This window comes from Paenibacillus barengoltzii NBRC 101215, assembly GCF_004000745.1.
GTDB classification, from domain to species: Bacteria; Bacillota; Bacilli; order Paenibacillales; family Paenibacillaceae; genus Fontibacillus; species Fontibacillus barengoltzii.
Map to the genome: position 1 here is coordinate 23357 of NZ_BILV01000009.1, position 26191 is coordinate 49547.

General features: G+C 53.4%; 22 protein-coding genes and 1 riboswitch. Of the genes, 3 read left to right on the forward strand and 19 right to left on the reverse strand.

The annotated features are described in order from the left end of the window. Positions 1–107: 107 nt before the first annotated feature. The 8 genes from PBA01S_RS03630 to PBA01S_RS03665 form a co-directional block, all read right to left on the reverse strand. Positions 108–818 carry a glycosyltransferase gene (locus PBA01S_RS03630; protein WP_127575362.1) on the reverse strand — a complete coding sequence of 237 codons (711 nt, stop codon included), beginning with the start codon at positions 816–818 and terminating at the stop codon, positions 108–110. Further along, entirely contained in the window at positions 815–1747 is a 933-nt protein-coding gene (locus PBA01S_RS03635; RefSeq protein WP_127575363.1) for an NAD-dependent epimerase/dehydratase family protein, read from the reverse strand. The genes PBA01S_RS03630 and PBA01S_RS03635 overlap by 4 nt, the downstream gene beginning before the upstream one ends. Continuing rightward, positions 1740–2570: an SDR family oxidoreductase gene (locus PBA01S_RS03640; protein WP_085279636.1), complete on the reverse strand. Its 831-nt coding sequence runs from the start codon at positions 2568–2570 to the stop codon at positions 1740–1742. Before PBA01S_RS03640 ends, PBA01S_RS03635 begins: the two co-directional genes overlap by 8 nt. Beyond that, positions 2567–3553, reverse strand: coding sequence for a polysaccharide biosynthesis protein (locus PBA01S_RS03645; RefSeq protein WP_028539339.1), 987 nt, complete (start codon positions 3551–3553; stop codon positions 2567–2569). Before PBA01S_RS03645 ends, PBA01S_RS03640 begins: the two co-directional genes overlap by 4 nt. Then, entirely contained in the window at positions 3546–4637 is a 1092-nt protein-coding gene (gene wecB, locus PBA01S_RS03650) for a non-hydrolyzing UDP-N-acetylglucosamine 2-epimerase (protein WP_085279637.1), read from the reverse strand. The genes PBA01S_RS03645 and wecB overlap by 8 nt, the downstream gene beginning before the upstream one ends. A gap of 20 nt (positions 4638–4657) precedes the next feature. After that, positions 4658–6172, reverse strand: a complete 1515-nt coding sequence (locus PBA01S_RS03655; RefSeq protein WP_255315285.1) for a glycosyltransferase family 4 protein — start codon at positions 6170–6172, stop codon at positions 4658–4660. Between the two features lie 64 nt (positions 6173–6236). Further along, positions 6237–7361, reverse strand: a complete 1125-nt coding sequence (locus PBA01S_RS03660; RefSeq protein WP_028539337.1) for a CgeB family protein — start codon at positions 7359–7361, stop codon at positions 6237–6239. A gap of 103 nt (positions 7362–7464) precedes the next feature. Continuing rightward, entirely contained in the window at positions 7465–8550 is a 1086-nt protein-coding gene (locus PBA01S_RS03665; RefSeq protein ID WP_028539336.1) for a CgeB family protein, read from the reverse strand. 609 nt (positions 8551–9159) lie between these two features. On the opposite strand from PBA01S_RS03665, the gene PBA01S_RS03670 reads away from it, so the two are divergent. Further along, positions 9160–10086 (forward strand): transposase, encoded by a 927-nt coding sequence (locus tag PBA01S_RS03670; RefSeq protein ID WP_127575365.1) that lies wholly within the window; start codon positions 9160–9162, stop codon positions 10084–10086. Between the two features lie 610 nt (positions 10087–10696). On the opposite strand, the gene PBA01S_RS03675 is transcribed toward PBA01S_RS03670, so the two are convergent. Together PBA01S_RS03675 and PBA01S_RS03680 are read right to left on the reverse strand one after the other, a co-directional pair. Beyond that, positions 10697–12406, reverse strand: coding sequence for an alpha/beta fold hydrolase (locus PBA01S_RS03675; protein WP_127575366.1), 1710 nt, complete (start codon positions 12404–12406; stop codon positions 10697–10699). Positions 12407–12448: 42 nt separating this feature from the next. Beyond that, positions 12449–13483, reverse strand: a complete 1035-nt coding sequence (locus tag PBA01S_RS03680) for an AraC family transcriptional regulator (protein WP_127575367.1) — start codon at positions 13481–13483, stop codon at positions 12449–12451. 156 nt (positions 13484–13639) lie between these two features. Between PBA01S_RS03680 and PBA01S_RS03685 the strand changes: the two genes are divergently transcribed. Then, the gene (locus tag PBA01S_RS03685) at positions 13640–15775 is read left to right on the forward strand and encodes a glycoside hydrolase family 52 protein (RefSeq protein WP_127575368.1); all 2136 of its coding nucleotides are present in this window, start codon (positions 13640–13642) and stop codon (positions 15773–15775) included. A gap of 57 nt (positions 15776–15832) precedes the next feature. Here PBA01S_RS03685 and PBA01S_RS03690 read toward each other — a convergent pair whose 3' ends face one another. The 9 genes from PBA01S_RS03690 to PBA01S_RS03730 form a co-directional block, all read right to left on the reverse strand. Further along, positions 15833–17008, reverse strand: coding sequence for a GGDEF domain-containing protein (locus PBA01S_RS03690; RefSeq protein ID WP_164744080.1), 1176 nt, complete (start codon positions 17006–17008; stop codon positions 15833–15835). 167 nt (positions 17009–17175) lie between these two features. Further along, the gene (locus PBA01S_RS03695; RefSeq protein ID WP_254899716.1) at positions 17176–18192 is read right to left on the reverse strand and encodes a DMT family transporter; all 1017 of its coding nucleotides are present in this window, start codon (positions 18190–18192) and stop codon (positions 17176–17178) included. Between the two features lie 135 nt (positions 18193–18327). Then, positions 18328–18484: riboswitch (FMN riboswitch) on the reverse strand. Positions 18485–18590: 106 nt separating this feature from the next. Continuing rightward, positions 18591–19877, reverse strand: coding sequence for a glycoside hydrolase family 18 protein (locus PBA01S_RS03700; RefSeq protein WP_016313245.1), 1287 nt, complete (start codon positions 19875–19877; stop codon positions 18591–18593). Between the two features lie 108 nt (positions 19878–19985). Then, the gene (locus tag PBA01S_RS03705; RefSeq protein WP_016313246.1) at positions 19986–20855 is read right to left on the reverse strand and encodes a MetQ/NlpA family ABC transporter substrate-binding protein; all 870 of its coding nucleotides are present in this window, start codon (positions 20853–20855) and stop codon (positions 19986–19988) included. 17 nt (positions 20856–20872) lie between these two features. Further along, a complete protein-coding gene (locus PBA01S_RS03710; RefSeq protein WP_036625446.1) occupies positions 20873–21541 on the reverse strand; it encodes a methionine ABC transporter permease in 669 nt (222 codons plus the stop codon). A gap of 17 nt (positions 21542–21558) precedes the next feature. After that, positions 21559–22323, reverse strand: a complete 765-nt coding sequence (locus PBA01S_RS03715; protein WP_085278450.1) for a methionine ABC transporter ATP-binding protein — start codon at positions 22321–22323, stop codon at positions 21559–21561. A gap of 179 nt (positions 22324–22502) precedes the next feature. Next, the gene (locus tag PBA01S_RS03720; protein ID WP_127575370.1) at positions 22503–23384 is read right to left on the reverse strand and encodes a nucleotidyltransferase domain-containing protein; all 882 of its coding nucleotides are present in this window, start codon (positions 23382–23384) and stop codon (positions 22503–22505) included. 41 nt (positions 23385–23425) lie between these two features. Then, positions 23426–24190, reverse strand: coding sequence for an SDR family NAD(P)-dependent oxidoreductase (locus PBA01S_RS03725; RefSeq protein ID WP_127575371.1), 765 nt, complete (start codon positions 24188–24190; stop codon positions 23426–23428). Between the two features lie 75 nt (positions 24191–24265). After that, positions 24266–24604 (reverse strand): ArsR/SmtB family transcription factor, encoded by a 339-nt coding sequence (locus PBA01S_RS03730; RefSeq protein WP_016313251.1) that lies wholly within the window; start codon positions 24602–24604, stop codon positions 24266–24268. Positions 24605–24743: 139 nt separating this feature from the next. On the opposite strand from PBA01S_RS03730, the gene PBA01S_RS03735 reads away from it, so the two are divergent. Continuing rightward, positions 24744–26150 (forward strand): MFS transporter, encoded by a 1407-nt coding sequence (locus PBA01S_RS03735; protein WP_127575372.1) that lies wholly within the window; start codon positions 24744–24746, stop codon positions 26148–26150. The last annotated feature ends 41 nt before the right edge of the window (positions 26151–26191 follow it).

A 26191-nucleotide genomic window follows, 5' to 3' on the forward strand; every position in this document is an offset into this window, starting at 1 on the left:
CAGGTTATGAACCGAAGAAGGTTTTGGTATAGACATCTTTATCAAGATAACCGCTTATTTTGTCTTCTTAGGCTTCGTCGATAGCTTGGACAGGCCCGCTAGTATCGTTATGAAGTCGCTATGAGATGGGTCAGTGCATCCCGGTAACGGTTCTGAATGAACCGGATCTCCGCCGAAATCGCCGCCTGATGGCGCAGCGTCCCCATCCCCGAATGCCGTCGGTAAGAGATAAGCGGAACGTTCAAATAAGGAAAAGCCGTCCGAGAGAGCATGACTCGATGCCAAAGATCGTAATCGTGGGTGTACGGCAGTCCTTCATCAAATAGGCCTACACGCTGAATCAAGCTGCGTTTGATCATGACCGTACAACCGTTAATCGGGTTGCCGCTGTACAACGTGTTCGCCAGCTCTCGCATGCCGAGGGGCTGCATGCCAGCATTGTATTGTGTGATTCGGCCGTGTTCATCGATGTAGTGGAAATTGGTGTGGGAAATTTCAGCGCCTTGCCCTAGCATGAAATTTAATTGCATTTCGATTTTCTGAGGCGCGAACAGATCGTCCGAGCTAAGCCACGCAATATACTCCCCGGATGCGTGTCGGATTCCGTGGTTCAGCGCGGAGGCCGTTCCTCCATTCGCCTTGCCCAAATAATAGATATGACCGCGGTAAGGCGCAAGCCGTTCGGCGTGGACAGACGAACCGTCATCCACAACGATAATTTCTGTGTGCGGATACGTTTGACTCAGTGCACTTTGCACTGCCTGTTCAATGTAGGGACAGTTATAAAACGGAATAATGATGCTCACGCGTGGATTCATAATGTTGCGGCCCCCTCTTTGCGAAAATAGTCCAGGATGTCCAGCAGCGATTGTTCCCAAGCCACATTGGCCCGCCACCCCAGGCCCCAAAGTGCCTGGGGAAGGGGCGGCTCGGCAGGGGACGCCGAGCCGCTTCCGGATGAAGGACCCGCTTGGATCCTCATATCCGTTACGGTTGTTAGCTGTGCGAAGTCCTCCACCAGTTCGGCCAAGCTTCGCTCTCGCCCGGAGCAGACGGGATACACCTCTCCGATCTCCCCTTTGCGCAGTAGCATTTCATAGGCGTCCACCGCGTCACGTACGTCGAGAAAGTCACGCCTAGCATCCGCCGCAGACAACTGGAAAGGGGGAGGGGACTCCCCCCGCTCCAGCCGGACGATATGCCGGGCGAGCAGAGAGCATATCCCTGTGGATGGACCGGCGCCAATCAAGTTGCCGGGTTCGGCGATCAACACGCCAAGTTGGAACAGCTTCCCCCAGGCTAAAGCGGCCGCCTCTTGCAAAGTTTTGCTTAACCCATAAGGATGCGTGGGATGAAGCGGCCGATCCAGTCCAAATTTAAGCCGAGAACCGGCTACGAGGATACGGGTATCCCCCAGACCGCAGGAATGTAACGCATCCAGCAGATATAGGGTCGTCATGACATTACTCTCCATGTAGAGGAGGGGCTGAGCCCAGGAATCCGGGACGGAGTTTTTCCCGCCTAGGTGCAGCACGTACTGCGGCCGGGTTTGCTCAATGGCCTGCTTGACCCCTGCCCGGTCAGTCAAATCGCACGGAATGTACTCTAACTTCTCGTTGACAGGCCATCCGACTGCCTTCCTGACCATAGCGAAAACCCGGTATCCCTTGGCAGCAAAACGTTGGCAAGCATGACGCCCGGTAAAACCGCCGGCTCCTGTTATCAGAACCGTCGCCCGGTCATTCATGCTGTTTCATCCATTCCGCCATTTCCTCTATCATCTTTCGGAACGAAGGTAGAGGGACTACCGCATCCGGACGGGTGTTCACCAGCGTTCGGTCGAGGTTCGGGCCATCATCCGGTTCGATCTCAACGTCGTCTTTCCCCCAAATTTCTTGAAACATTTGCAGCATTTCGTATTTGCTGACGACCTCTGGATGCGCTAAATGGATCAACCCGGACACGGGCCGGTCCAACAGCAATTCGATCGTCTTCGCAAGCTGGATCGTCGTCACGCCGTTCCATTTGACTTGGCGGTACCCGGACACCTTCCCTTTCTGATTCATAAACCAATGAAAGAGACCAATTCCATGACGGCGAATCTCCGGTCCGATAATGGAGGTACGGATGGTCAGATGTCCTGCGTCACGGATCTCCCCAAGCGCCTTCGTTAAGGCATACGTTGTGACACCGTCGGGCTGATCATCCTCCTTATAGCTGCCACGGTCACCGCGGAAGACGCAGTCCGTACTGATATGAATCAGGCGCGCATGGATTTTGTCAGCTAAATGGCGCAGCCGGTGGGGCAGAAATCCATTGATGTGATAAGCCATAATTTTATCCTGGTCGGCAAATTGATTTAGCACCCCAACCGCGTTAATGATGACATCGGGACGAACTAACTGCACCGCCTGATCGACAGCGACGATATCTCCGGCATCCAAGATCAACGAGTTGCGGTCACCAGGGTCGCGTGAGGTATAGAACACCTGGTAGCCTTCCTTCTCGCGAAAATGTCGTACCAATACATGACCGGCCATTCCATGGCCCCCAAGGATCAGCAATTTCATGAGAGAAATCCTCCTTTATCCAGCATGTTGCGGATCTCCTCCTTGCTCATCAGCTCATGTTCCGAACTCAACTCGCCGTAAGGAACGAGCGGCAAATGGCCGTAACGATCTCGCAGACCCGCGATCTCGAGCGCAGGCATGATGACCAGATACTCCTTGTCGTATACCACGGTCGACCGGCTTTCATATTCACTGAGCAGCAACTCGTGAATCCGTTCGCCAGGGCGGATCCCCGTCACCTCAATCGACACATCGGGGATGCCTGAAGCCTCAATCAGCACCTCCGCCAGATCGATAATCCGGCAGGTTGGCATCAGCATGACGAAAATCTCCCCGCCGATGCTCTCCCGAGAAGCCTTAAATAGAAGCTGGATCGCTTCCGGCATCGTAAGGAAAAATCGAGTCATTTCCAAATCGGTGATCTTTACCCGCTTCTGCTCCCGAATCTGCTGCTTGAACAAATGAATCACGCTGCCGTTGGTCCCCAGAACGTTGCCGCCCCGAATGCATACAAATCGGGTTTCATCCTGGATCAGGTTGGCGTAAACAACCAGCTTTTCACCGATAGCTTTGGTCATGCCATAGAAGTTCGAGGGGTTCGACGCTTTGTCCGTAGAGATATAAAGGACTTTTTTCACTTTGTTTTTAATGGCGGCTTCAATAACGTTTTGGGTGCCGACCACATTGGTTTTCAGCGCTTCAGCAGGTTGCTCTTCGCAAATGGGCACGTGTTTCAAAGCAGCCAGATGATAGACGATGTCCACGTTCTGGCAGGCCGTGATCAAAGCCTCCTTATCGCGGATATCGCCGATTCGAAACGTCAGGCGCTCATCATGAAAGGTGCGGCTCATCGCAACCTGCGCCGCTTCACCACGGGAGTAAATGATGATCTCCTTCGGGTCTTGGGGGAGGAGCTGGCGGATCAGCTCGTAACCCCAGGAACCGGTCCCCCCGGTGACGAGAATCACTTGATCTTTAAACATTCAACTTCCCCCCAAGCACGAATTTGACCACTTTTTGTGAGACCTTCTCCTCCAAATATCCTTCAGGACAAGGCCATGAACGTTCCATACCGGACATCATCTTCGCTGCTTCGGCGATTCTGCCGGCGTCGATGCCGGATACGACGTTGCTACCGCAATCCACGGTCTCCGGCCGCTCTGTCGTACGGCGAATTGTTACCGTTGGTACCTGCATGATGCAGCATTCCTCCTGCACGGTGCCGCTGTCCGTCAACGCACATAGCGCATGCTTCTCCAGCTTCACGAAATCAAAGAAACCAAACGGCTCATAAAATTCCACTAAAGGATGCATCTCCAACTTCAGGTCCTGTTCAATCCGCGATCTCGTCCGAGGATGAATGCTGCAAATTAACCGTTTGGACGACATTTCTGCGACTCGATTCAGCCCATCCATAATAGCGTGCAGGGAGGGTGGTCGATCGACGTTCTCCGCCCGGTGGGTCGTCACGAGATAATAATCTCCTTCTCTCAGTCCCAGCCGCTGCAGAATATCGCTTGCTTCAATCTGAGGCTCGTAATGCTTCATCACCTCGTAAATCGGATTGCCGATCAGCACGATCCGGTTGCTCGGCACCCCCTCCGCCAGCAAATGAGCTTTGCTCTGCGGGGTGTATGGCATATTGATCGTCGACACCGCATCGATAAGCTTCCGATTTTTCTCCTCAGGCACCTCGAGGTCGAAGCAGCGGTTACCCGCCTCCATGTGGATCACAGGATAACCGAGACGTTCAGCGAGTATGGCACACAACGCACTGTTTGTGTCCCCTAGCAGCAATACGCGGTCCGGTCTCTCCGCCTCCAAGATCTGCTCCATCTGGCCAAACATCGCCGCTAATTGGCTGCCCAGCGTCGTTTGCTGATCTTGAAAGACATAGTCTGGCTGTCTCAAACCCAGCTCTTGGAAAAAAACATCGCTGAGACTAGCCGTAAAATTCTGGCCCGTATGCACCAGTACATGCTTATCGGCCCATTGATCCAGCAACGGGATGATCCGGCTGAGCCGAATGATTTCCGGTCGGGTCCCCAAAATGGTCATGATCTTCACGGTCTCATCTCCTTGCTGACTCATCTCCTTGTAAATTTCTGGCGTTTCCGCACGCGTTGCCTGCGGGGATTTCTGGTTCTCCGGCTAGGTTTGCGGCGGATTCGGTTCATCTTCCGGGTGCCCCCCGCCTTGCGCCGGGTGATCTTACTTGCGCGTCGCTTCCCGCCGCGTCGGGCGGTGAAGCTCCTTCCCGCACCGGATTTTCGCTTACGCAGTTTGGCTCGCTTCAATTTGACTCGTCTGCGGCGGCTTGACGGACTCGCTGCACCCGCCGCCGATCCAGAGCCTCGATACTCCGCCGCATCTGGGGAAGTCGTGGTCGGGACCGGCTCAGGCAGAGGTACGGCAACCCCCGACAATCCCTGCATCCGCTGAACGAGTTCTTGAAGCCGCAGCTCGTAGGCAGCAGGGCCAAACATAACCTCTGCTTGAACTCGATTCCTTTCCCCTACGCTGCGGGACAGTTCCGAAGAAGACAGGAGTTCTGCACACTTCTCCACAAGTCCAAGGCTGTCTCCTGTCGGTACCAGATAAGCTCCGTTACCTGTCGACTCCAAAATTTCGCGCAATCCGCCAGAAGCATAGGCTACTACCGGTTTCCCGAAGATCATCGCTTCCAGCGCCGTTAATCCAAACCCTTCGGGCAGAATGCCCGGAACAACGACGATGTCCATCGCACTAAAGGCGGATTCCACATGGTATTCCATACTCACAAAAATAAATCGCTGCCCATGCGGTGACCCCTGTACCGCTCGCTTTAAACTCCGATAATACTCAGGTTGAACTTCCGCACCGATCATGACGAATTTGGCCTCCGGGAACCGGTGCGCCAGGTTCAGCGCTGCTTCGATAAAATGGTTGGCACCTTTCTCTGGAATCAGGTAAGAGGAAATATAGCCGACCAGAAATTCGGACGGTTTGATCTTCCATTGTGCTCTTCGTTGCCAGCGTTGTGCCGGCCAAAGCTCGGGATGGATATCCTCCGGGTTCCACGAAGGATAGAGCAATACGGTTTTGTGCATAGCCTGCGTTCCAGCGAAAGGAAGCAGGGCAGATTCGGAAATGCCAACAATCAAATCGCTGTATCTGTCGATCAGATTCACTGCTTCCGCCGTAAACTCATTGGATGCAATGACCTCCGTAATCTGCCAAATCACAGGGATTCCCAACTGTTTAGCCGCAATCGCCGGTGCTACATTCACGCTGGTATTTACCAGTACCGCATCCGGCCGCTCCTCTTGGAGCAATCCGATTGTACGCTGCACCGAGTCGCTCCAGGCAATCGTATGGATTTCGCCAGACAGACTGGAGTTCGGGGAACACATCGCGTATATCAACGGGTTATCACACAGCAGTGTGCGAATCCCATAACGATGGGCCAGCACCGACAAACTGCCCTGTCTTGGAACCACGATGGTACAGTCGTAATAAGCCGACAGCTTTCTCGCGCTGAATAACAACAGCTTTTCGGCGCCGGTTACGTTTCTGGAATTGCACACGTGCGAGAACAGCAGAAGCTTCTTTCTATCCGACACAATTGCCCCTCCTTTGCCTGTGCGTTTGTCCGAGGCTCAGGAACCAGCTTCCACTTCACTGGATTCACCCGAAAATCACGGTTAGCAGCTGATCTAACCGATTGGAATAGGTATGGTCCCGCAAGGTCCGATTCAGCGCACGCAACGCAATTTCCCGTCTTGCTTCCTCGTGATTCAGATAAAAACGCACCTTCTCAACCAACTCCTCCGGCGAGGAGAAGGTTTCAATTTCTTCGCCGGGGACGTAGAACGAAGCTAGGTCATCCCGCGAATCAACCAATTGAAGCGTTGCGCAGGCCGAAATTTCGAACGTCCGCGGGTTTGGCGACGCCGCTGTGATACCCGCTTTGTTGTTATTAACATCCTCCTCAAACGGGGAGCGGTGTAAGTTCAGGACAATTTTCGACCCGCTGTACACTTCGGCGGTTTCCACCGGACCCATCCATTTTCCCAGCTCGATCCGGTCCACATAGTCCGGGTACTCCGGCAGCCGATCCCACCAGATACCGTTAATCATTAAGCCTTGTTCAATCAACGCTGGAAAAATAGGCCGGAGAAAGTTCACCCGATTCCAATACGCTGAACCGATAAAGCTTAAATTGCGGCGGTGCGGGGATGGCATCAAGGTCGGACGATAGTGCTCCGGAAAGGCGGCAAACGGCAAATAATGAACTTGGCTGCAGCCGGCTGAGCGATACAGATCAACGCAATTTCGTTCAAGAGTAAACACGTAATCATATTGCGTACTCAGCGGAACCGTCAGATCCGTGTAGTAGGGATCATCCGTAAACCATATCGCCGTAGGGATACCCATCGCCCGCACGGCGTTGACATGCTCCAGAGGAAGCTCCAAGCCGTCGAGGGCGAGCAGCAAGTTCGGTTTATGCAGCGATGCCAAATCCGGTATCGAATCGCCCGGCACAGCGGTAATCACTTCAGCAGTTAACGTGCGGAGCGTGGAAGTTACGGCCTCATCAATCGGAGAATAAGGAAATCCTTTCCCCGAGCCAACATATAATATTTTTAAGTTGCGTACCGGGAATTTCGGCCGCGGTTGACTGACAATATAGCTGGCCCTTCCTCTCAGGTACCCCTCGGCATAGCCGTCACGGAACCCGTTGGTTCTACCGCTCTCCTCCGGGCTCATCACGGGTTGAGTTGGATGGCCAGCCGCTTCTTCCATGAACATAAGGTCACTCCTTTACTAGGTTGAATCTAGTTGGATAGTTCTAGCTGATGAGTTCTTGATAGTTGGTTCTCGTTGGGGTGGTTCCAGTGGGTTGACTCCTCTACTAGCTTTTGGTGACTGCAGCCAACAGGCGGCTAACCCGGTCCATATACGTATGGAACGCCGTCGTCGTCCACAGCGAGCGCCAAGCGATTAAGCGTCGTTCCTCATCATGCTCAAGATAATAGCGGATTTTCGCCTCTAACTCCGCCTCATCTCGAAACGTCTCGATGTCGTAGCCCGGCCGATAGAACGAGGTTAAATCGCCGCGGATATCCGTAATTTGAAAAGCGCCGCAGCTGGCAATTTCATAGGTTCGCGGATTGATCGAACTCCCAGGCGTATCGCTCCCGTTCCGGTTGTCCTGGCCGGTTTGCGTTGGTCGATGGATGTTGAGTACAATTTTGGCGGCATTGTAATAACGGACCGTCTCCTCAACGGGAACCCACCCTGGGCGGATGAACCTCGCCAGCTTCTCGTATCTGGGCAAGCGATCCCAATGGTATCCTGCGATCAGCACGCGTTTGTCTTGCAGGAACGAGCTTAAGCGATCAAACAAGGCTACTCGATTCCAAAAAGCATTACCGATAAAACAAACATCATAGCGATATTCAGGCTTAGCCGGAATGGGCCGAAATTGACGCGGATTCGCAGCGAGCGGAAGATGGTGTACGCTTTGCACCCCTAAGGAGCGATAGAGCGGCACACATTCGATTTCGTGCGTAAACACCACATCGTAGCTTAAAGCCAGCGCGGTCGTATCATCGGTAAAATAAGGATCATCCACGAACCAAACAGCGGTCCGAATCCCCATTCTCCGGATCTGCTCCAACTGCGTAGTATGATCAGGCGGAAAAATGTGCAGCGAATTCATGACCAGCACCAGATCGGGACGATGGTGCTCGGTTTCCTGCAGCATCATTTCCGGTGAGGCAACGATGCATTCCCGCGTCAACTCCGCAAGCGCCGTCTGAACCCCTTCGTCAATCGCATCGAACCCTTGAGGCACATACAGCACCCGCAGGTCCACTTTCGGCCGAGAAACCGGCGGAATGCGTTCCAGCACAGCCTGGCATCCGCCATACCGAATCCCATCCTGGTATCCGGCCTGATAAGCCTCGCCGTATCGATTCTCGTTGACGTTCTCCAAGGTTCTTCATCCTATCTTCGTGGATTTCAATCTTTCGTTTCCTGGGTCTTAATAAATATATGCTGAGGGGACACGTGCATCATGGACGACTACCCGCCCGCCGTATAAATTGGCGAATGCCGCCTTTTGACACCGCCTGCCTCCGAACTTTGGGCTTTCGGCACGCCTCTTTTACACGATTATCCCTTTCGATCAGAATACGGAGATCGCGATAGAAGACCTCTCGTAAGCGCCTATTTACGCCTTGCTGTTTCCTCGTTATGCCTTTGTGTACCTTTGTGTGCCTCGTTGTGATTCGTTGTGCCCTTTTGCACCATTATCCCTTTCGATCAGAATTGAGAGATTAGGGAAGAGAGTAGAGGGGATTTTAGCCCCTCTAGCCCCTCTAGCCCCCCAACCCCCTTTTTGCACGATTATCCCTTTGATTCAGATTTGGCGATCGATGAGGGGGATTAAACTAAGGCTGCACAGTGATCTGAACATCCACATTTTTCGTGAAGATTTGGGATTTTTTAGTTGATACAAGAACGTATGTTTGCTATAATGAGAAAAAAGGGAACGCACGTGCGTATTCAGTGACTAGAGGAACTTCAATTGGAGGGATCGGACATGGAATTAGGTACGAGCATGGGGCTTAAATCTATCAGTAGCCGTTTTCAAAGCGAGGCCGACTGTATCGAGGCGATTATCGCGATGAAGTGGCCAAATGGCTTTGTCTGCCCGCGCTGTGCTTATACCGAGTGCACCCGTCTGTCCACTCGACATATTCCTTTATTTGAATGCGGAAAATGTGGCTATCAAGCCTCGCCTTTGGTCGGCACCATTTTTGAAAGAACCCATTTGCCTTTGGTGAAATGGTTCCAAGCATTGGAGCTGTTCCTGCTCCCAGATGGCATCTCGGCGCTGCGGTTGAGTCAGGTGATTCAAGTGACCTACAAGACCGCTTGGCTCATGCTGCACAAAATCCGTCATACCCTCGGTGAATGTGATGCGAAGGTCTTGCTCTCTGGAGAAGTAAAGGTGAGCCGCGATCAATATGGCACGGATACCAGACGCTTTCATCCAGCTTGTCAGCCTTATGCCACCGCGGTTGTTGCCGGCTGCACGGTCACGGAGACTGGTGAACCCGAGCGAGTGAAGATTCAATTGATTCCGCACAAAAGAGGAGGGGGCGAGCAACAGGCTGACCGGAGCGATCTTGAGGCATTCATCAACAAGTATGTCGATAGACAACATACCTCAACTAAGCGGTGGTTCCCTTTCGTTTATCGGATGTATCTGCCCTTGCGGAGAGTCGTGAGACAAGCAAGAGACTCGATCCGACGCACGTATGTCGCGCTGGGAATAACGCATTTGCAGGCGTATTTGAACGAGTACACCGTCCGCCGTTACCTGCGCATGACTTGTTCCGAGGAAGAGATACGCCAAAACCTGCTGCAAATGTGCTTGTCCATTCCTGCCATCCCTTACCGCCAGTTAATCGCCCATGGTCTGAACGCACGCCAGCTGAAGCCGTTCCTTGCAGGTGCAGCGTGAGGCTGCTAACTGAGCTGCTACGCGATTTTTATTGAGCTAAGAAAGAATGCTGATCGGAATGCCAAACAACATGAAATCGCCTACCTTGACTTTCGAACACAGTTAATCGACTCATTTAAAGCTACACCAATTTCAGCATTTCCGCTTCTTATTCAGTATTTTCACTTTCAGTTCAACCGATTTAAGCTATACCCAAGTTCAATTTATCGTGTTTTTCACAATCTAATCTATATTAACTCAGTGAGTGGTAGCTCATATGTTCCTACCCATCGGTTTTCTCACATCACTTGTTTATTACTGATCTTTCATACTACTACACTTGTTTATTACTGATCTTTCATACTACTACACTTGTTTATTACTTGGATGCTACTTTCTGCCCGCTACTTCCTTCACATTTCCCGACGGCTGATTCAACGGGATAATCGTTAAGAAGGAGGGCGAGAGATTATTCCTCCCTATTGCACTTTCTCTTGTTTCCATTTCCTGATACAACGGGATAATCGTTGAAAAGAACGTGGAGAGACTATGTTCCTCTCCCCCCTAAGGAAGAAACCTTCCAACTCGAAGCAAAAAACCGTCCGATATCCATCGGACGGTCTATAGGCAGCTATTGTACTCGGTTCGCAGCCGAAGAAAGGACAAACTGCACAATCGGCGTGACATCGGGCAAGCTGTGCGGGTGGTGGCCCCCGCCTGGCTTAAGGATGGTCATCACCGATCCGCCATGTGCCCGGTAGGTGCGCTCAAGCACCGCCCCGTTCTCCTCAAACGGCACGTCGAGATCAGCGTCGCCGGAGATGAGCAGCACCGGCACGCCAGCGCTGGCCGGTGCGGTGAGCCCCGCGAGCAGGCGATCCGTCTCCTCGCCGGCGAGCCGGTTGGCCTCCGCCGGAGTGGCTGCTGACTTGGCGATGTCATACACCGCCAAGCAGTCGTGCCACTCCTCCGGCGCGCCCCGACCCGCACCCTGGCCCCCCGGCCAGCTGCGGATGTCCACCACCGGCGCGTCAAGATACAGCGCCGCGACGTGGTCAGGGTACAGCGCGGCGTACCGCAGCGCGTACAGGCCGCCCCGGCTGAAGCCGAACAACACCGGCTTCGGGGCGAGCTCATATTTCGCGGTCAGCCAGGCGCGAAATGCTTCCATCTGCCCGGAGGCATACGGGCAGCCGTAGAGGTGGCTCAGCCGGCAGTTGGCCACGTGCCAGCCTTGCTCGAGCAGGGCCAGGTCGGCGTCCGCGAAGGCGCCGAAGAATTCGCTCCGCCAAACCCAAGGCCGGCCGGGCGCGGCCTCCCGCGGAGCGACTACCACGCATTCGCGGCCGCCGAAATAGAGGTCGGTGCGCGCGAACCCCATCCATTCGCGCACCTCCGCGCTCTCTGTGCCGCCTTCCAGCGCGGCGGCACGCTCGATTGCTGGCAGCAGTGCCTCAGCCTGCTGCAGCGCCTCTGCCAGCGGCGTTGTCTCCAGCTTGTTCGGGTTCGTGTGCCCGACATGCTCTCGCCACGCCGCGTTCAGCACGGCTCGCCGCTGGCCGACGAGCCGGATAAACACACTGTCTCCCCCGTTGACCTCAGCCCAGGCCGGTACCCGCTCCAGCTCCAAATGGAACACACGGCTCAGGATTGTCTGGGCGATTACCCAATGTCCCTCTTCGTTTGGGTGAATGCCATCGCCGTAACGATAGCCCGTGTCCGCCTCACGACGTTTACGAATCAGTTCACTCAACGGGCGGCGGAGATCTACCACCGTCAGTCCTTCTGCTTCGCCGTACTGCCGCACCCAAGCTGCGTAGCGTTCCAAGACTTCGTTATATTTGACATACGGCCGCTCAAACGAGTATTCATTCATATCCTTCCCGTCTGGCAGCGCCTTCCCGCCAATCGAAGCAACATCAAATGGCGGCGGCGTCATCAGGAAGACGCGGGCTCCGAAGCTTTGCACCAGTTCCACAGCTTGACGCAACCCGTCGCGGTAGGCTTCAAAACGCGCCTCCCCAAACGGATGATAAATGCCGTCGTTCATTCCGTAGCAAATAAACACCCAATCCGGCCGGGTTTCGGCCAAAGCGCGCTCCAGGCGCTCATGCACGCAGGGACGGGGGAAGGGGTGATCTTTTTCGCTGGTTCCCGCCACGGTCTCGCTGCTGACCCCCAAATTGATCCACTCCAGCCGATGTTCCGGCAGATGCTTCAGGAAAAAAGCCTCCAAGTTCCGGATATACGTACCGTTCTCCGTAATGCTGTCGCCAAAAAAGACAATTCGCTCGCTTCGCGGTATCGCTAATAAGTCAGCGCTTTCATTTATGGTGGTCAAAACAGCTAGCCCCTTTCAAATTATTATGGATATGAATTTAAGTTAAATATGAAACCGCGCTCTAAACTTGCCGGGTGATTCTCCAGTCCAGCGTTTAAACTGACGGCTGAAATGGGCAATATCCTTGTAACCAAGTCGTATCGAAATAGCTTCCACCGATAACTCCGGCTCCAACAGCAGCAGCTTGGCCTTCTTAAGCTTCAGCGCCGATAAATACTGGCGTGGCGACATCCCGTACACGCTGCGGAAAATCCGATTGCAGGAGGACGCGCTGTACCCAAGTCCGGCAGTGACCGCCGCGACAGTCTCGCGTGATCGATCCGCGTCCAGAACGTCGACGGATCGACGACCGAAGGAGCCTTCATCATGGGAGACACTACCGCGACTAACATTACTGCTGGTACCATTTTCGCCGTTGCTGCTGGAACTGTTGTTTCTGGAACTGCTGCTTGTGGGGCTTGCGTTCCCTAATGTTGACACGTTCCACGCCGCCCCCGGCTCCTCGACGCTGCGCTCCAGCGCGGCGGCGATCTCCGCCGCGATCCGATTCATCCGGCCGTTTGGCGCGCCGGCCTCCTGCTCGGCCAACCCTTCGCTCAGGCCGGCAAACAGCTCGAAGACCGCGGCCATCGTCCGCATCTTGTCCGCCACCTTCGTACCTGACCCGTCCGAAGTAAGCGCAATAAGCTTGTCCAAGCTTGGCCGAATAACTTGGGCCAGCGGTCCGTCTGCGGTGTGGAGCGGATTCTCGCCGCGGCACAGCAGCTCGCGAAGCACGGGCTCGTCGACGTTAAAATGCAAGCAATAATACGTCATCGACTCTGTTCCCAGCGCCCGGCTTTCGTGCATGTCCTCGGGGCGCAGCAGCAGAAAATCGCCGGGCTGCTGCACATAACGTTTACCGCCGACGATCATCTCTTGACTGCCTGCCAACAGCAAGTTCACCTCGAACAGCGGGTGGCTGTGGCGCGGATACGACCACTCCGGCGTGACCGTTCGCAAATGCGCGGCAAAGAGCTTAAAGGTCGAATCCATATTTGGCAGCATATATTCGGTAACCTGATGTTCTCTAGCCACCCTTATCCCTCCGCTTCTCTATAATCGCTTTCCCTGCCTCACCGCCGTGCACGTTTTGGATAAATCGATCGGCGGTTTGGACATGGGCGTTCCCCAAAAGCCTTGTTATAATCAAAACTAGCATAACCGCTGTGAATTGAACAGGAGGTAATTAACTTGGGTAAAAATATATTTTTTAACGCGCATCACTCTCCGATGGGAGCGTTTGCCAGCTTTACATTAGGTTATCCCGGCCAAAGCGGCGGCTTCGACCTAGAAATGGCCAGCCCGCCGAACCAAAACATCTATATCGGCCTGCAGGACGATGGGCAAGAGCATTACCGCGCTTTCCCGTTCTTTGGCGAAGGTCTGGACGAGCGTAATCGTTACACGACCGAAGAGAGCGGTTCAGACTCCAGCGAGCGACATTCCGTTCAGCAAGTAGAGGGCGGTCTCATCCTGCCGTACAACCGGAATGAAATCGTCCGCCGATTTGGGGCAGCCATCGACGAATGGCAAGCCGGCGATTTGACGTTCCGCTTAATCTCCCCGTTTGAAGGCGTACCTGATCCCGAGACAGCAACGGAAGAGCAGCTGCGTTTCGCGCTGATGCCGGCCGTGCTTGCCGAGATCACGGTGGACAATACCCGGGGAACGTCGACGCGCAAAGCCTTCTTTGGTATGCAAAACAACGACCCTGTCAGCGCCATTCGCCGCCTGGAGGACGTGACGAGCGGCCGCATTTGCGGCATTGGCCAAGGCCGCCATACCGCCATTGCGGCGAGCGATCCGCGGATTACCAGCGCTGGCTTTTTTACGATGGAATCGATTCTCAAACCAAAGGTTCCGGAAAATCTCCGGTTTGGCCTTGGCCCCGTGGGCGCACTGCTTATGGAGACACCGGCTGGCGAGAAAGCCACTTACCGCTTTGCACTTTGCTTCTACCGCGCTGGTTACGTCACAACAGGGATAGATGCATCCTACTACTATACGCGGTATTTCGCGAACATCGAAGAAGTAGCCGAGTATGCGTTAGCACAATTTGACCGTAAGCTGGAGGTTGCCCGCCAAGGCGACGCGCTAGTGAACGACGCTAAGCTAAGCGAGGATCAGAAGTTTATGCTTGCACATGCCATCCGCAGCTATTACGGTTCCACGGAGCTGCTAGAGCATGAGGGCAAGCCGCTCTGGATCGTCAATGAAGGCGAATACCGGATGATGAATACGTTTGATTTGCTGGTTGACCAGTTGTTTTACGAGATCAAAATGAATCCATGGACGGTTAAAAACGAACTCGATTTCTACACCAGCCGCTACAGCTACCGGGATACGGTGCGGTTTCCGGGAGATTCAACCGAATATCCTGGCGGCATCAGCTTCACGCATGACATGGGCGTAAAGAACTCGTTTACCCTTCCTGGCTATTCGTCTTATGAGCTGCATGCGCTCGACGACTGCTTCTCTCACATGACGCAGGAGCAACTCGTCAACTGGGTGTTAAGCGCCACCGTTTACGTCCATCAAACGAACGATCGCGAATGGTTGAAGCAGAACCTGCCGATTCTGGAGCAATGCCTGGAAAGCATGGTAAACCGCGACCATCCTGATCCGTCGCAGCGTACCGGCATTATGGGCCTCGACAGCTCCCGTACAATGGGCGGAGCGGAAATCACCACCTATGACAGTCTGGACGTCTCGCTGGGGCAAGCGCGGAATAACATTTATTTGGCCGGCAAGAGCTGGGCAGCGTACGTTGCCTTAGAGAAGCTGCTTCGCGACAATGGCCGCGAAACGGCGGCTGCGCTGGCCGGACGCCAAGCCGATTTGTGCGCCGCCACGATTACTTCTCATATGCTGCCGGGCGGTTACATTCCAGCGGTCATTCAAGAGAACAATGACTCGAAGATCATCCCTGCGATCGAGGGTCTTATCTACCCGCTCTACACCGGCTGCGAAGAAGCGCTGGATCCAAACGGTCGATTCGGCGCATATATCGCAGCGCTGTCCACGCACCTGAACACAGTGCTGCAGCCGGGCATCTGCCTGTTCGAGGACGGCGGTTGGAAGTTGTCCTCAACGAGCAACAACTCCTGGCTAAGTAAAATTTATCTCTGCCAGTACATCGCCCGCCGGATCTTGGGTCTTCCGTGGGACGAACGAGGTCAAGCTGCCGATGCAGCACATGTGGGCTGGCTGACTTCCGAGAAGAATGCCTACTGGAGCTGGAGCGACCAGATGATGGCCGGTGTCATCTGCGGAAGTCGGTATTATCCGCGCGGGGTTACAGCAATTTTGTGGCTGGACGAGAACTGATCCCGCTTGCACACAACCAAAAAAAGGCTGGTCCCTTATGGGCCCGGCCTTTCGCTGTTATGCTCCGCTACGTGCAGCCTGGTTACGGCCAGCATGCTTGGCTTGATACAAAGCTTCATCGCTGGATTTAAACAACTCCTGCAACGGCACATCCGAGCCTGCGGGAACAGTGACCACACCAATGCTGATGGTATACTCGGGTCTAGTGTCCAGGCGCCCGCGATTTCTCTGACTCTCCAGCACGGCGGCACGCAGATTTTCAGCGAACTCATCCGAGGCCTGCTCGTCCGCTCCCGGAAGGAAGATCGCGAATTCATCTCCGCCATACCGCCCAAACAAATCCCCCTCCCGCAGCCAGGGATGGACCTTCCCGGCGAATTCCTGCAGCAGCTCGTCTCCGATATGATGACCAAAGGAGTCATTAATCGTCTTAAAATGGTCCACATCGATCAGAATAAACGAGGCCGGGATCCCCACCCTCCGGCATTGCCGCAAGGTCTGCTGGGTATGGTGCATAAAGGCCCGCCGGTTCAACGCACCAGTCAGATCGTCATAGCTGGCCAATCTCATCAACTCCCGGTCCGTCCGCTCCTTGGAGAGAAGGAAGAAGCCCATGTTCCCCAGCATTAAAAGCGCATACAAAGCCAGGAAGGTTAACGTTTGATAGACGCCGGGGTTCATCATGTCCACCAATCCGAGACTGAAGAAAGCCAGCGGGGTGCGAGCGGTCAAGACAATCGCGATTGTGAGGTACATGTAACCTATCAGCTGGGACAATGAGGAATTCAAGGACGATGGCACTAACCGAACGGCAGGGATCGCCAGCATCACCGCGATAGAGAAGGAGACGACAGCAATGCGAAGTGAAGCGGTATTATGCAGGAGAACAACCAACAGGTAGGCTGTCATACCCGCTGCGGTCCAATATACGTAGAACCTCCTCGCTTTGGTGCTAAATCCGTCAGTCACTTGCAGCAATGCAACCATTTCAGAGACAGCCCCCAGCAGTAAAAACAAATTCGCCGCTGTGAGCACGGCCATGCCCGGTGTATTTTCCGATAATATAAACAAACCCCAGGTTACAGCCTGCAGCCATTTGGCGGCATAAAACACGTCCATCACTGACTGTTTGGAATTACGGAACTTGTATGCACTAAAGAGAATGATGGTCAGAAGATGGCCCAATACGAGCAATACGAATTCCGTTCCCATATCTAATTTTAGATCCAACATGAAACTTTCCACCGTCTCCATCCCACGAAATAATCTTCATCCTTATTTGATACTTTTTCTTATCATATAACAAATTTCGCCAAAGAGGATGCAGAGAATGAAAAAAAACGAGGATTTCCTTCCTGTCAAACAGGAGGAGATCCCCGCTATTTCATCGTTTTGCAAAATTAGTGGTTGGTATCTCCCTGACGGGAGATCAGGAATAACGTGCCCCATATCAGCACGAACCCACAGGCTTGGGCGACTGTAATCAATTGCTGGAACGCAATCCAGTTAATCAGAACGCCAACCATTGGGAAGCTCAGCTCCGCCAGAGTCGCGACCGACGCTTTGGTTGTGGTCAGCCCCTTGTAATAGACGAGCAAGCTTAGCAGGCCTGGCAACAACGCTTGTCCAAGCATATTGAGGGAAAATGCAGCAATTTGGGAGGTGCCGGTCGGCAGGCTCCATGCAGCCCCTTCATTCCAAGTGATCGCCAGCAACAGCGGCAACGCCAAAATAAACCGTAACGATGTCACTGTCTCATATTTCATCGTCCCGACCATCAACCGCCCCATTACCGTGGATCCGCCCCACAAGGCGGCTGCCCCTAATGAGAGCAGGCTGCCGATCTGCACGAAATCACTCCAATGCCCAATCGGCATCGTAAAACCGAAGGTCAGCAGATACGTGCCCAGCAACGCAATAAGCAAATATCCGAAAAAGTAGCGCGGCAGTTTCTCCTTAAGCAGCAATCCGGCCAGCAGGATGGCAAACAGCGGCTGCATTTTTTGCAGCAACAGGACGGCGTTCAGATCTCCGCTCGACAAAGCTAACGTAAACAGAATCGTGGCAATCGCCGAACCGCCCCACGAAATGAATAGCAGCGCGCCTCCTTGACGCCAACCTAGCCCTTTAAGCTCAGAGCGATTTTTCCATAAGACCGGGATGGCAAAAAGCGCAATAATCAGATGCTCAATCAGTACGATTTGCGCCGAGGTGAGCGACTTCAGCAGGATGACCCGAAACAACGGGTCAACGCCCCACAAGGCTGCCCCCAACACGACAAGCCAGAAACCGCTGCGCGATTTGCGGGCTTGAGCCGTTCTCGGCGAATGTTGAATCGGACCGGATGCGCCGGCAAGCGCTCCTGCATTCACTCCGGCTGAGAATTGCATACCACTGCTTACTTTGACTTTCTCCATGGTGTCTGTCCCCTTCTTGAATAGAGGGTCTACGTAGAAAACCCCCGCATCGACCTTCCTGAAGGCTTTGCGAGGGCTGACCAAATAAGCTTGGCAGGCGACCATGACAGGTCCCTGATTCAAACTTTAAGCTTCATTGATCTCCTCCCATCCGGACTATACCGTCGGCCTTGGATTCTCACCAAGTCAGTCACTTCAGGCTATGAAAGCCATCCGCGAGTCGCGGGCTGCGGTTTCCTCTTGACGAAACCTCACCGCCGGTCGGGAATTTCACCCTACCCCGAAGATCTCTATTCATTTAATTTTGGATTACATAAGTTGCTTCTATCATACCGCAGGCTGTCAAGTGACTCTGTTACAAAAATCACAAAGTTTACTCGCGTCCCAATCAATCAAAGTTATCCCCGTTTGACCACCTCGAAATTGTCTTCAAGCAACAGCCAATTTTGCGGAAAACTTAAACCCAGCTTCCAATAACTCATTCCGCGCAGCCCTAACTCCTTGATCAGGTCAAACTTCGCTTGAATCGAGCGAGCATCCTCAAACCAAACTTCATGCTCCCGACCTTCCGCATCCCAATATTGGAAAAAAGGTGCCTGATCCCGCTCGCTGTATTGAATGGCGACGCCATGCCGCGCGGCAATTTGAATCGCCTGCTGCGGACTAATCGCCCTTGCGGAGCTTCCCTCCACAAATGGCAACGTCCAGTCATACCCGTATAGGTTTTGCCCCATCATGATCTTGGAGCCCGGCATTTCCGTCAGCGCATATTCAAGTACCCGGCGGACAGGACCAATCGGCGACACTGCCTGAGCCGGTCCACCGCTGTAGCCCCATTCATAGGTCATGATCACAACAAAATCGGCGATTTCACCGTGGGCCCGGTAATCATGCCCTTCATACCATTTCCCTTTCTGATCGGCACTGGTCTTTGGCGCTAAAGCAGTCGACATCAGCCAGCCCTGCTCCGCGAATCGCGCTTTGGCTTTACGCAAGAAGGCGTTGTATGCCTCGCGGTCTTCGGGCCGCAAAAACTCGAAATCGAAATGAATATCCCGAAATCCGTATCGGTTTGCGGTCGTGACGATGTTGTCCAGAAACCGATCTTGAATCGGGATATCATTGAGCAAGATCCGGCCAAGCTCATCGCTAAACTGGTCGTTCTCCTGATTCGTGATCACCATCATCAGGACAACCCGGTTTGACCGAGCAATTTCCGGAAACTGATTGAGCGGCGGCTCTCGAAGCGAGCCGTCCCGTTGCGCTAGGAAGCTGAACGGAGCCAGGTAGGTCAGATATCGCGCGGTTTCCCGCGCACTTTCCTCCAGCGCTGCAGAGACCGTTCCGCCGCGCGGCTCTACATAAGCGTTAAACTCCGCTCTTCTTCGCGGCCGCGGCGGAATGTACAGCCGAAACCCGATCGAAAGGGGTTGATCTACGCTGATGGCATTCACGCGGGCCAACTCATGATAACTTAATCCAAATCGTTGAGCGATCGACCATAAGCTGTCCCCAGGCCGGACCCAATAATAGTTGCCGACGTTCGGGATGACCAAGGTTTGTCCAACCACGAGCCTCTCCGGATTCGGCAATTCATTAGCTTCAACGATATCTTCATAAGGTATGCCATAGGATTGTGCGATACGATATGTCGTTTGCCCCGGCTGGACGATATGAACCTGCATCGACTCCCCTCCTCCATATGGATCATGCTAACATCATCCTATGAGGAGGGAAGTTTGACCTATTCCGATCAGCAGGTACTATACCAAGATTCGTGCCAGGGCACTAAATTAAAACGCCGGAAGCGCAATCTCGTCGTAGTTGTCCTCGAGGAACTGCTTGACCTCTGGACTAGAAATCGCCTTTGCCAGCTTCTGAATCGGCTCGGAATCGCGGTTATCCTCACGAGCCACCAAAGTGATGGCAAATGCCGATTCGATGGTTTCCGTCAGCAAAGCATCCTTCTTCGGTGTAAGTCCCAGCGGGCTGGCATAAGCCGGTGTCATCAGCACCAAATCGGCATCGTCCAGCATCCGGGCCAACATGAGCAGGTCAACTTCCTCGAATTTATAGTTATGTTTGTTCTCTACGATATCTGCAACAGTCCCGTTAATCCCTACGCCTTCCTTCAATTTAATCACGCCGGCTTTGTCCAGCATGTCAAGGGAGCGTCCACCGTTAGACGCGTCATTGGCGATAACAATCGTTGCTCCATCCGGGAGTTCTTCCATCGATTTATACCGTTTGGAATAAGCGCCGTATACCGCATGATACACCGGCTGAACCGGTACGAGGTTCGCGTTTTTGTTTTTATTGTACTCCTCCATCCAAGGGACATGCTGGAAGAAGTTCGCATCCACTTCCTTGTTCGCCAGTGCATCATTGGGCTGCACATTGTCCGACAAGATCACAACTTCCAAGTTGATGCCCTCTTCCTTCAGCTGCGGTTTGATCAGCTCCAGAATGTCCGTCATCGGTGGAATCAGCGAAGCTACTTTCAGTGTGGTTTCTGTAGTTCCGTTCTCTGTCGTCTCCGTCTCTGCCGCTGCCGGTGCTTCCACACCTGTTCCGTTATTCGAGGTATTGCTGTTATTGCCGCAAGCGCTCAGCACCAACATCAGAACTACGAGCGACATGATCCATTTTCCTGTTTTTAGCATGGTTTCTCCCTCCATTGTCAGCGTTTATCCAACCATCGGGACAACGCATTTCCTATAAATTGAATTCCTTGTACCAAAATAACCATCAGCACAATCACCACAGCCATCAGCTCGGTTTCGAACCGTTGATAACCGTAACGGATGGCAAAATCGCCAACCCCTCCGCCGCCAACCACACCCATCACCGTCGAATAGGAAATGAAGCTGATCGTCGAGGAGGTTAATCCCAGCACCAGGCCGGAACGGGCTTCAACATACAAAAATTTCGTGATGATCTGCAGCTTGGACGCCCCCATCGACCGGGCCGATTCAATAACGCCGCGCGGCACCTCCAACAGCGATTGCTCAACGAATCGCGCATAGATGGCAATGGCCACAACGGCCAGCGGAATCGAGGCAGCCAGCGTTCCGATCGCCGTACCCACGATCAGGCGGGTGAGCGGAATCATAAACACCACCAGCAACAGGAACGGAAAGGAACGAACGACGTTCACGATCCCGTTCAGCAGAGCGTACCTCAGGGAGTGCTCATATAACTGGCCTTTACCGTTCAGATACAATGCTGTTCCCAGCGGTAAGCCAATTAGTAAGGCTGCCAGCAACGCGATCCCAACCATCATGAAGGTCTCGCCGATCGCTTCGCCAATTTGACTGCGGTACTGAACGAAGCCCTCCCACATCATCATGAGAAAATCCAACGCCTTTACACCTCCATCCCGCCAAGCAACTGCTCCCGGTACGAGGCGTGGTAACCGGTTCTTCCAGCAGTGCCAACTTCCGCCTCATTCCGCTGAAGCGTAAACGCATCGGTGATCCGCCCCTCTTCCATCACCGAAACCCCTTGGCAAATGCTGCGCACCACGTCCATCTCATGCGTGACGATCACGATCGTCACCCCTAAGGTCCGATGGATATGCAGCAGCACCTCGAGAATCTCTGCTGTGGTTTTCGGATCAAGCGAGGAGGTCGGCTCATCGCACAGCAGGATGCTAGGCTGACTTGCCAACGCCCGGGCAATGGCTACCCGCTGCTTCTGTCCCCCGCTGAGGGATGCCGGATATTGGTCAGCCTTGTCCTCCAGGCCAACGAAACGCAGACATTCCCCCACGCGTTCGGCGCGCTCCTTCTTCGGTAATCCGGCAAGCTCCAGCGGAACCGATACGTTCCCGCTGACCGTCCGGTTATTCAGCAAGTGGAACTGTTGAAAAATCATGCCGATCGAGCGCCGCACCTCACGCCGCGCTGTTTCAGGGAGCGCAGTGAGCTCCTGGCCCAGAACTGTCACTTTCCCTTGATCCGGCAGCTCCAGAGCATTCATCATTCGCAGCAACGTCGATTTCCCTGCTCCGCTAGGTCCGATAATGCCGTGGATGGTGCCTTCCGGGATCTGCAGGGAGACATTGCGCAACGCTTCAAATTGCCCGTTTTGCAAGCTGTACGTTTTGCTGACATGCTCCAACGTGATGATAAGCGTCCCCCCTCTCACTCCAGTGACTGTATTACTTATTTTTTTATTCTGTTACATTGTGCTTTCTTCCGTTGATTATAGACCATGTATGCATCTGTGTCACTAATTTTTGATGTTTATTATAAAAGAGAAAAAAGAAAGAACCGCCTCGTCGATCTTAGCGGTCCTTTAAGCGGTTCTTACCCTATTCTCATCTTCCACACTTCCTGCAAAACAGAAATGAACACTTCATCCAACATAGATAACAAAGCCGGGCCCGTATCTCGACTTGGGGATTCCATGATCGATGCGAGCCGCTCGTATCCTTCCATTCGACCGGTTAAATAACCGTCCAAACGCGAAAGACGGGACTCGGACTCTGGGTGGGCTCCGCTTCGCTTCAATTCCAGCAGCAGGTCGATCTCTTCGCGGATCCCGCCGTCCAAGTCCGGTAATGCAGCTTCAAGCAGCAACTCTATGCTCATTGGCGGCGGGCTGCTATAGCGCTCGATCCAAGCACAAGCCAACACAGGCCGGAGTACCGAAAGGTATGCCTTTGGGGCAGCTTGCTTGCCGAGGTGCTGGGGGCGCCAATTTTGCTTCGCCATATGCAAGTAATGGTACATCGCCGCTTTGGCAGAGAAAGCACGTTCTGCGAGCGACTGCAACCGTTCCTTTAAGGAGTAGGCTTCGGTATAAACAATAGGAGCAGACAGCCACTCGAACAAAGACGGGTTACCCTTCCCAAGCAGCGACAGAGCCTTGCGCAGATCCCAACCCGCAAGGTCAAGGCTGCAGGCGTTCCCCAACTGAGCCGGACCAAGTGAATCAACGCCAGTGGCTCGTTCTTCTGTTTCTCCCGTTGGGCCATACTCGATGACGTCCCTTTTTTCTCGGAGCGACAAATACCACTCCACCGGCCGCACATAAATGAACCTGACGTCGTAGTCGCTGGCAGGAGACGCAGTACCCCAGGCCCGGCTGCCCGCTTCGCAGGCATACAAAATCCGCACCCGCTCCGCCATCTCCATCTGTCGTAAATGGCTCTGGATCAACGAGTAGCTTCCTTCCGCCGATTCCACCTTGCGCGCCTCCTTCTTATCCAGCCTCACTTAGCCATGGCCTAAATAGCCGGCATCACATTTCCACCGGTCACCGGGAGGTACGCTCCTGTGATAAAACCAGCTAAATCAGAAGCCAGGAACGCCACCGCATTGGCAATATCTTGATCTTCTCCCCGCCGCTTCAGCGGAACTCCAGTAATATAAGCTGTATCATTCCGATCCGTCAGTTCACGGTCGCGATCGCTGATCGTCCAGCCCGGGGCGACCTGATTTACGGTTATCCCGTACTCCCCAACCTCTTTAGCCAGGACGCGGTAAACGCCGTCCATGCCTCTTTTCCCTGCCGTATACGCCGACTGGTTGGGGAAGTTCTGCATAGCGCACTCGGTATTAATTCCGATAAAGCGCCCCTTTCTTTTGTCCATCATCGCAGGAATAAATGCCTTGGCCAGGAACACACTCTGCAGAACACAGGATTCAAACTGGCTCACGTAGTCTTCCGCTGGTTGCTTCAGAACCGAAGTCCAGTTATATTGCACCACGGCATTGGCAACAACGATGTCCGGATCGCCAAGTTCCGCCGTAACCTTCGCTTGGATTGCTTGGATATCCGCTTCCTTCGTAATGTCGCCTTGTACGATCAAGGCCTCTCTTCCGGTCTCAGTGATCTCTTGAAATAATTCCCGGGCTTTGGCTTCGTTATTCACATAATGAATAACTACCTTTGCTCCGCAATCGGACAATGTCCGGGTGATCACCCGACCTAACTGCCCAGTCGCTCCGGTAATCAGCGCAATTTGTCCTGAGAGATCCAGATTTAACATAAGGTAAGCTCCCCTTTGGCTTCGATTTCTCACTCAAGTCTCTACTTTAATAAGAACATCTTAAATAAGAACATCTTACTCCGATTCGGCGCATTGCTCCTGCGATTGGGTTTTCTCATAAGCCTCCAGGATCGAATTCAACAACCCGGGAAAGCGGGCTTCCAAATCCTCTTCCCGCACCGATATAAACCGCTGTGTCCCTTGGATTCGAGTCGTGATGACACCGGCTTCCCGCAGTGTCCGGATATGGTGAGACAACGTTGATTTCGCGATTGGAACCTCGAAATAATTACATGGCCGTTCGCCGGAACGCCGCATTTCCGCCACGACGCTAAGCCGAATCGGGTCACTTAACGCATATAATACGGAAGACAATTGAATATCATCCCGTTCGGGGTGGTATAGAACTTTCATAAGGAAAAACTCCTTTATTACTAAATTTCGTGATGAATTTTATTCTCCCCTCTTTACATCATAAGATAAGGCGTGTTATATTTCAAACGTTCGATAATATTAGAACAATAGAACAAAGATAAGAGTGGAGGTAAAAATCATGCGTAACACTACCACCGGTCCTCAATCTTCCGGAACTCCCACTTCTTCGGAAGCACTCCAACGCGAAGGGCTGCTGACAGTGTTGCTTGCTTTCGCTGTCGTTCTGGTCATCATGAATACAGCGATGTTTAACTTGGCGCTGCCGGACATCACCAATACGTTCCAAATGTCAGCGGCCACTTCGTCACTAATCATCACCGGCTATTCGATTATGTTCGCCATCTCGTCGATCACATTCAGCCGGCTTTCCGATTTCCTGCCGATTCGGCGATTACTGGCAATTGGACTTACGACACTGGGTCTTGCCGCCATTACCGGGTTGTTCAGCCCCAACTTCTGGATGGTGCTCGTTGTTCGCATCGTGCAAGCATCTGGTGCAGGAGCAGTCATATCGTTATCCCTGGTTACATTATCCCGTTACGTTCCCGTCGAGCGGCGTGGCAAAGCGATGGCTATGATCATGTCGGCCGTATCACTGGGTCTTGGTCTGGGGCCCGTTGCCGGCGGCGCGATTGTCGAATATTTTGGCTGGAGATACCTGTTTATCATCACGGCGTTAACTCTGATTCTGGTACCGCTGTTTCTTCGGTATATTCCAAAAGAACAACCCGTACGGGGATCGTTTGACACTCTTGGTGCAATATTCGTCGCTGTGGGAACAACAGGTTTGCTGATGTACTTGACACAGCATTCCTGGTTGGCACTCGCCATTGGCGCAGTTGCGCTAGCGCTGTTCGTCTGGCGCATACGCACCGTCGCAGATCCGTTTGTTTCGCCCGCTTTATTTCGTAACGGGTCATATTTAGCATTGTCGATCGTAGGGATCGCGTCGTATTTGGCCAGCTTTGCCACCTTGTTTTTGCTGCCGCAAATTTTAGTGCATCACTTCGAATTAACCGCCAGCCATGCCGGTCTGATCATCTTCCCGGGTTCGATCCTCGCGACGGTGGCTTCCCGCAAGGTAGGTTCAATCATAGACCGTCACGGGAACGGTATGATCCTGCGGTACGTTCCGCTGCTCGTATTGATCTCTATGGTTTTGTTCGCGTTGTTCAGCGGGCAATCATGGCTCGCCATCCTGTTTATCTATATTCTGATGAGCCTTGGATTTACGATAATCTCGAGCAGTGTATCCAATGAAATCTCCCGTGTTCTTCCGGCATCTCAGGTAGGTTCGGGAATGGGCCTTTACCAGCTGTTGCAATTCTTTAGCGGTGCTTTCAGCGTCGCCATGGTATCCAGCGCAATGGAATGGCAGCACGGTTTGCCGTTGTCCACGGCTTACTCGAACATTTTCTGGGGCTTGATGGTGATCGCGCTGCTTGCACTCGTCTCGTCGTTCGTCTATTTGCGCAGCGTTACTGTTAAAATAAGTCCGCAACAAAGTACCTCTTTGGAAGCATAACCCGATAAAACTCATACAACCCCTGAGGGAGCATTCCATAG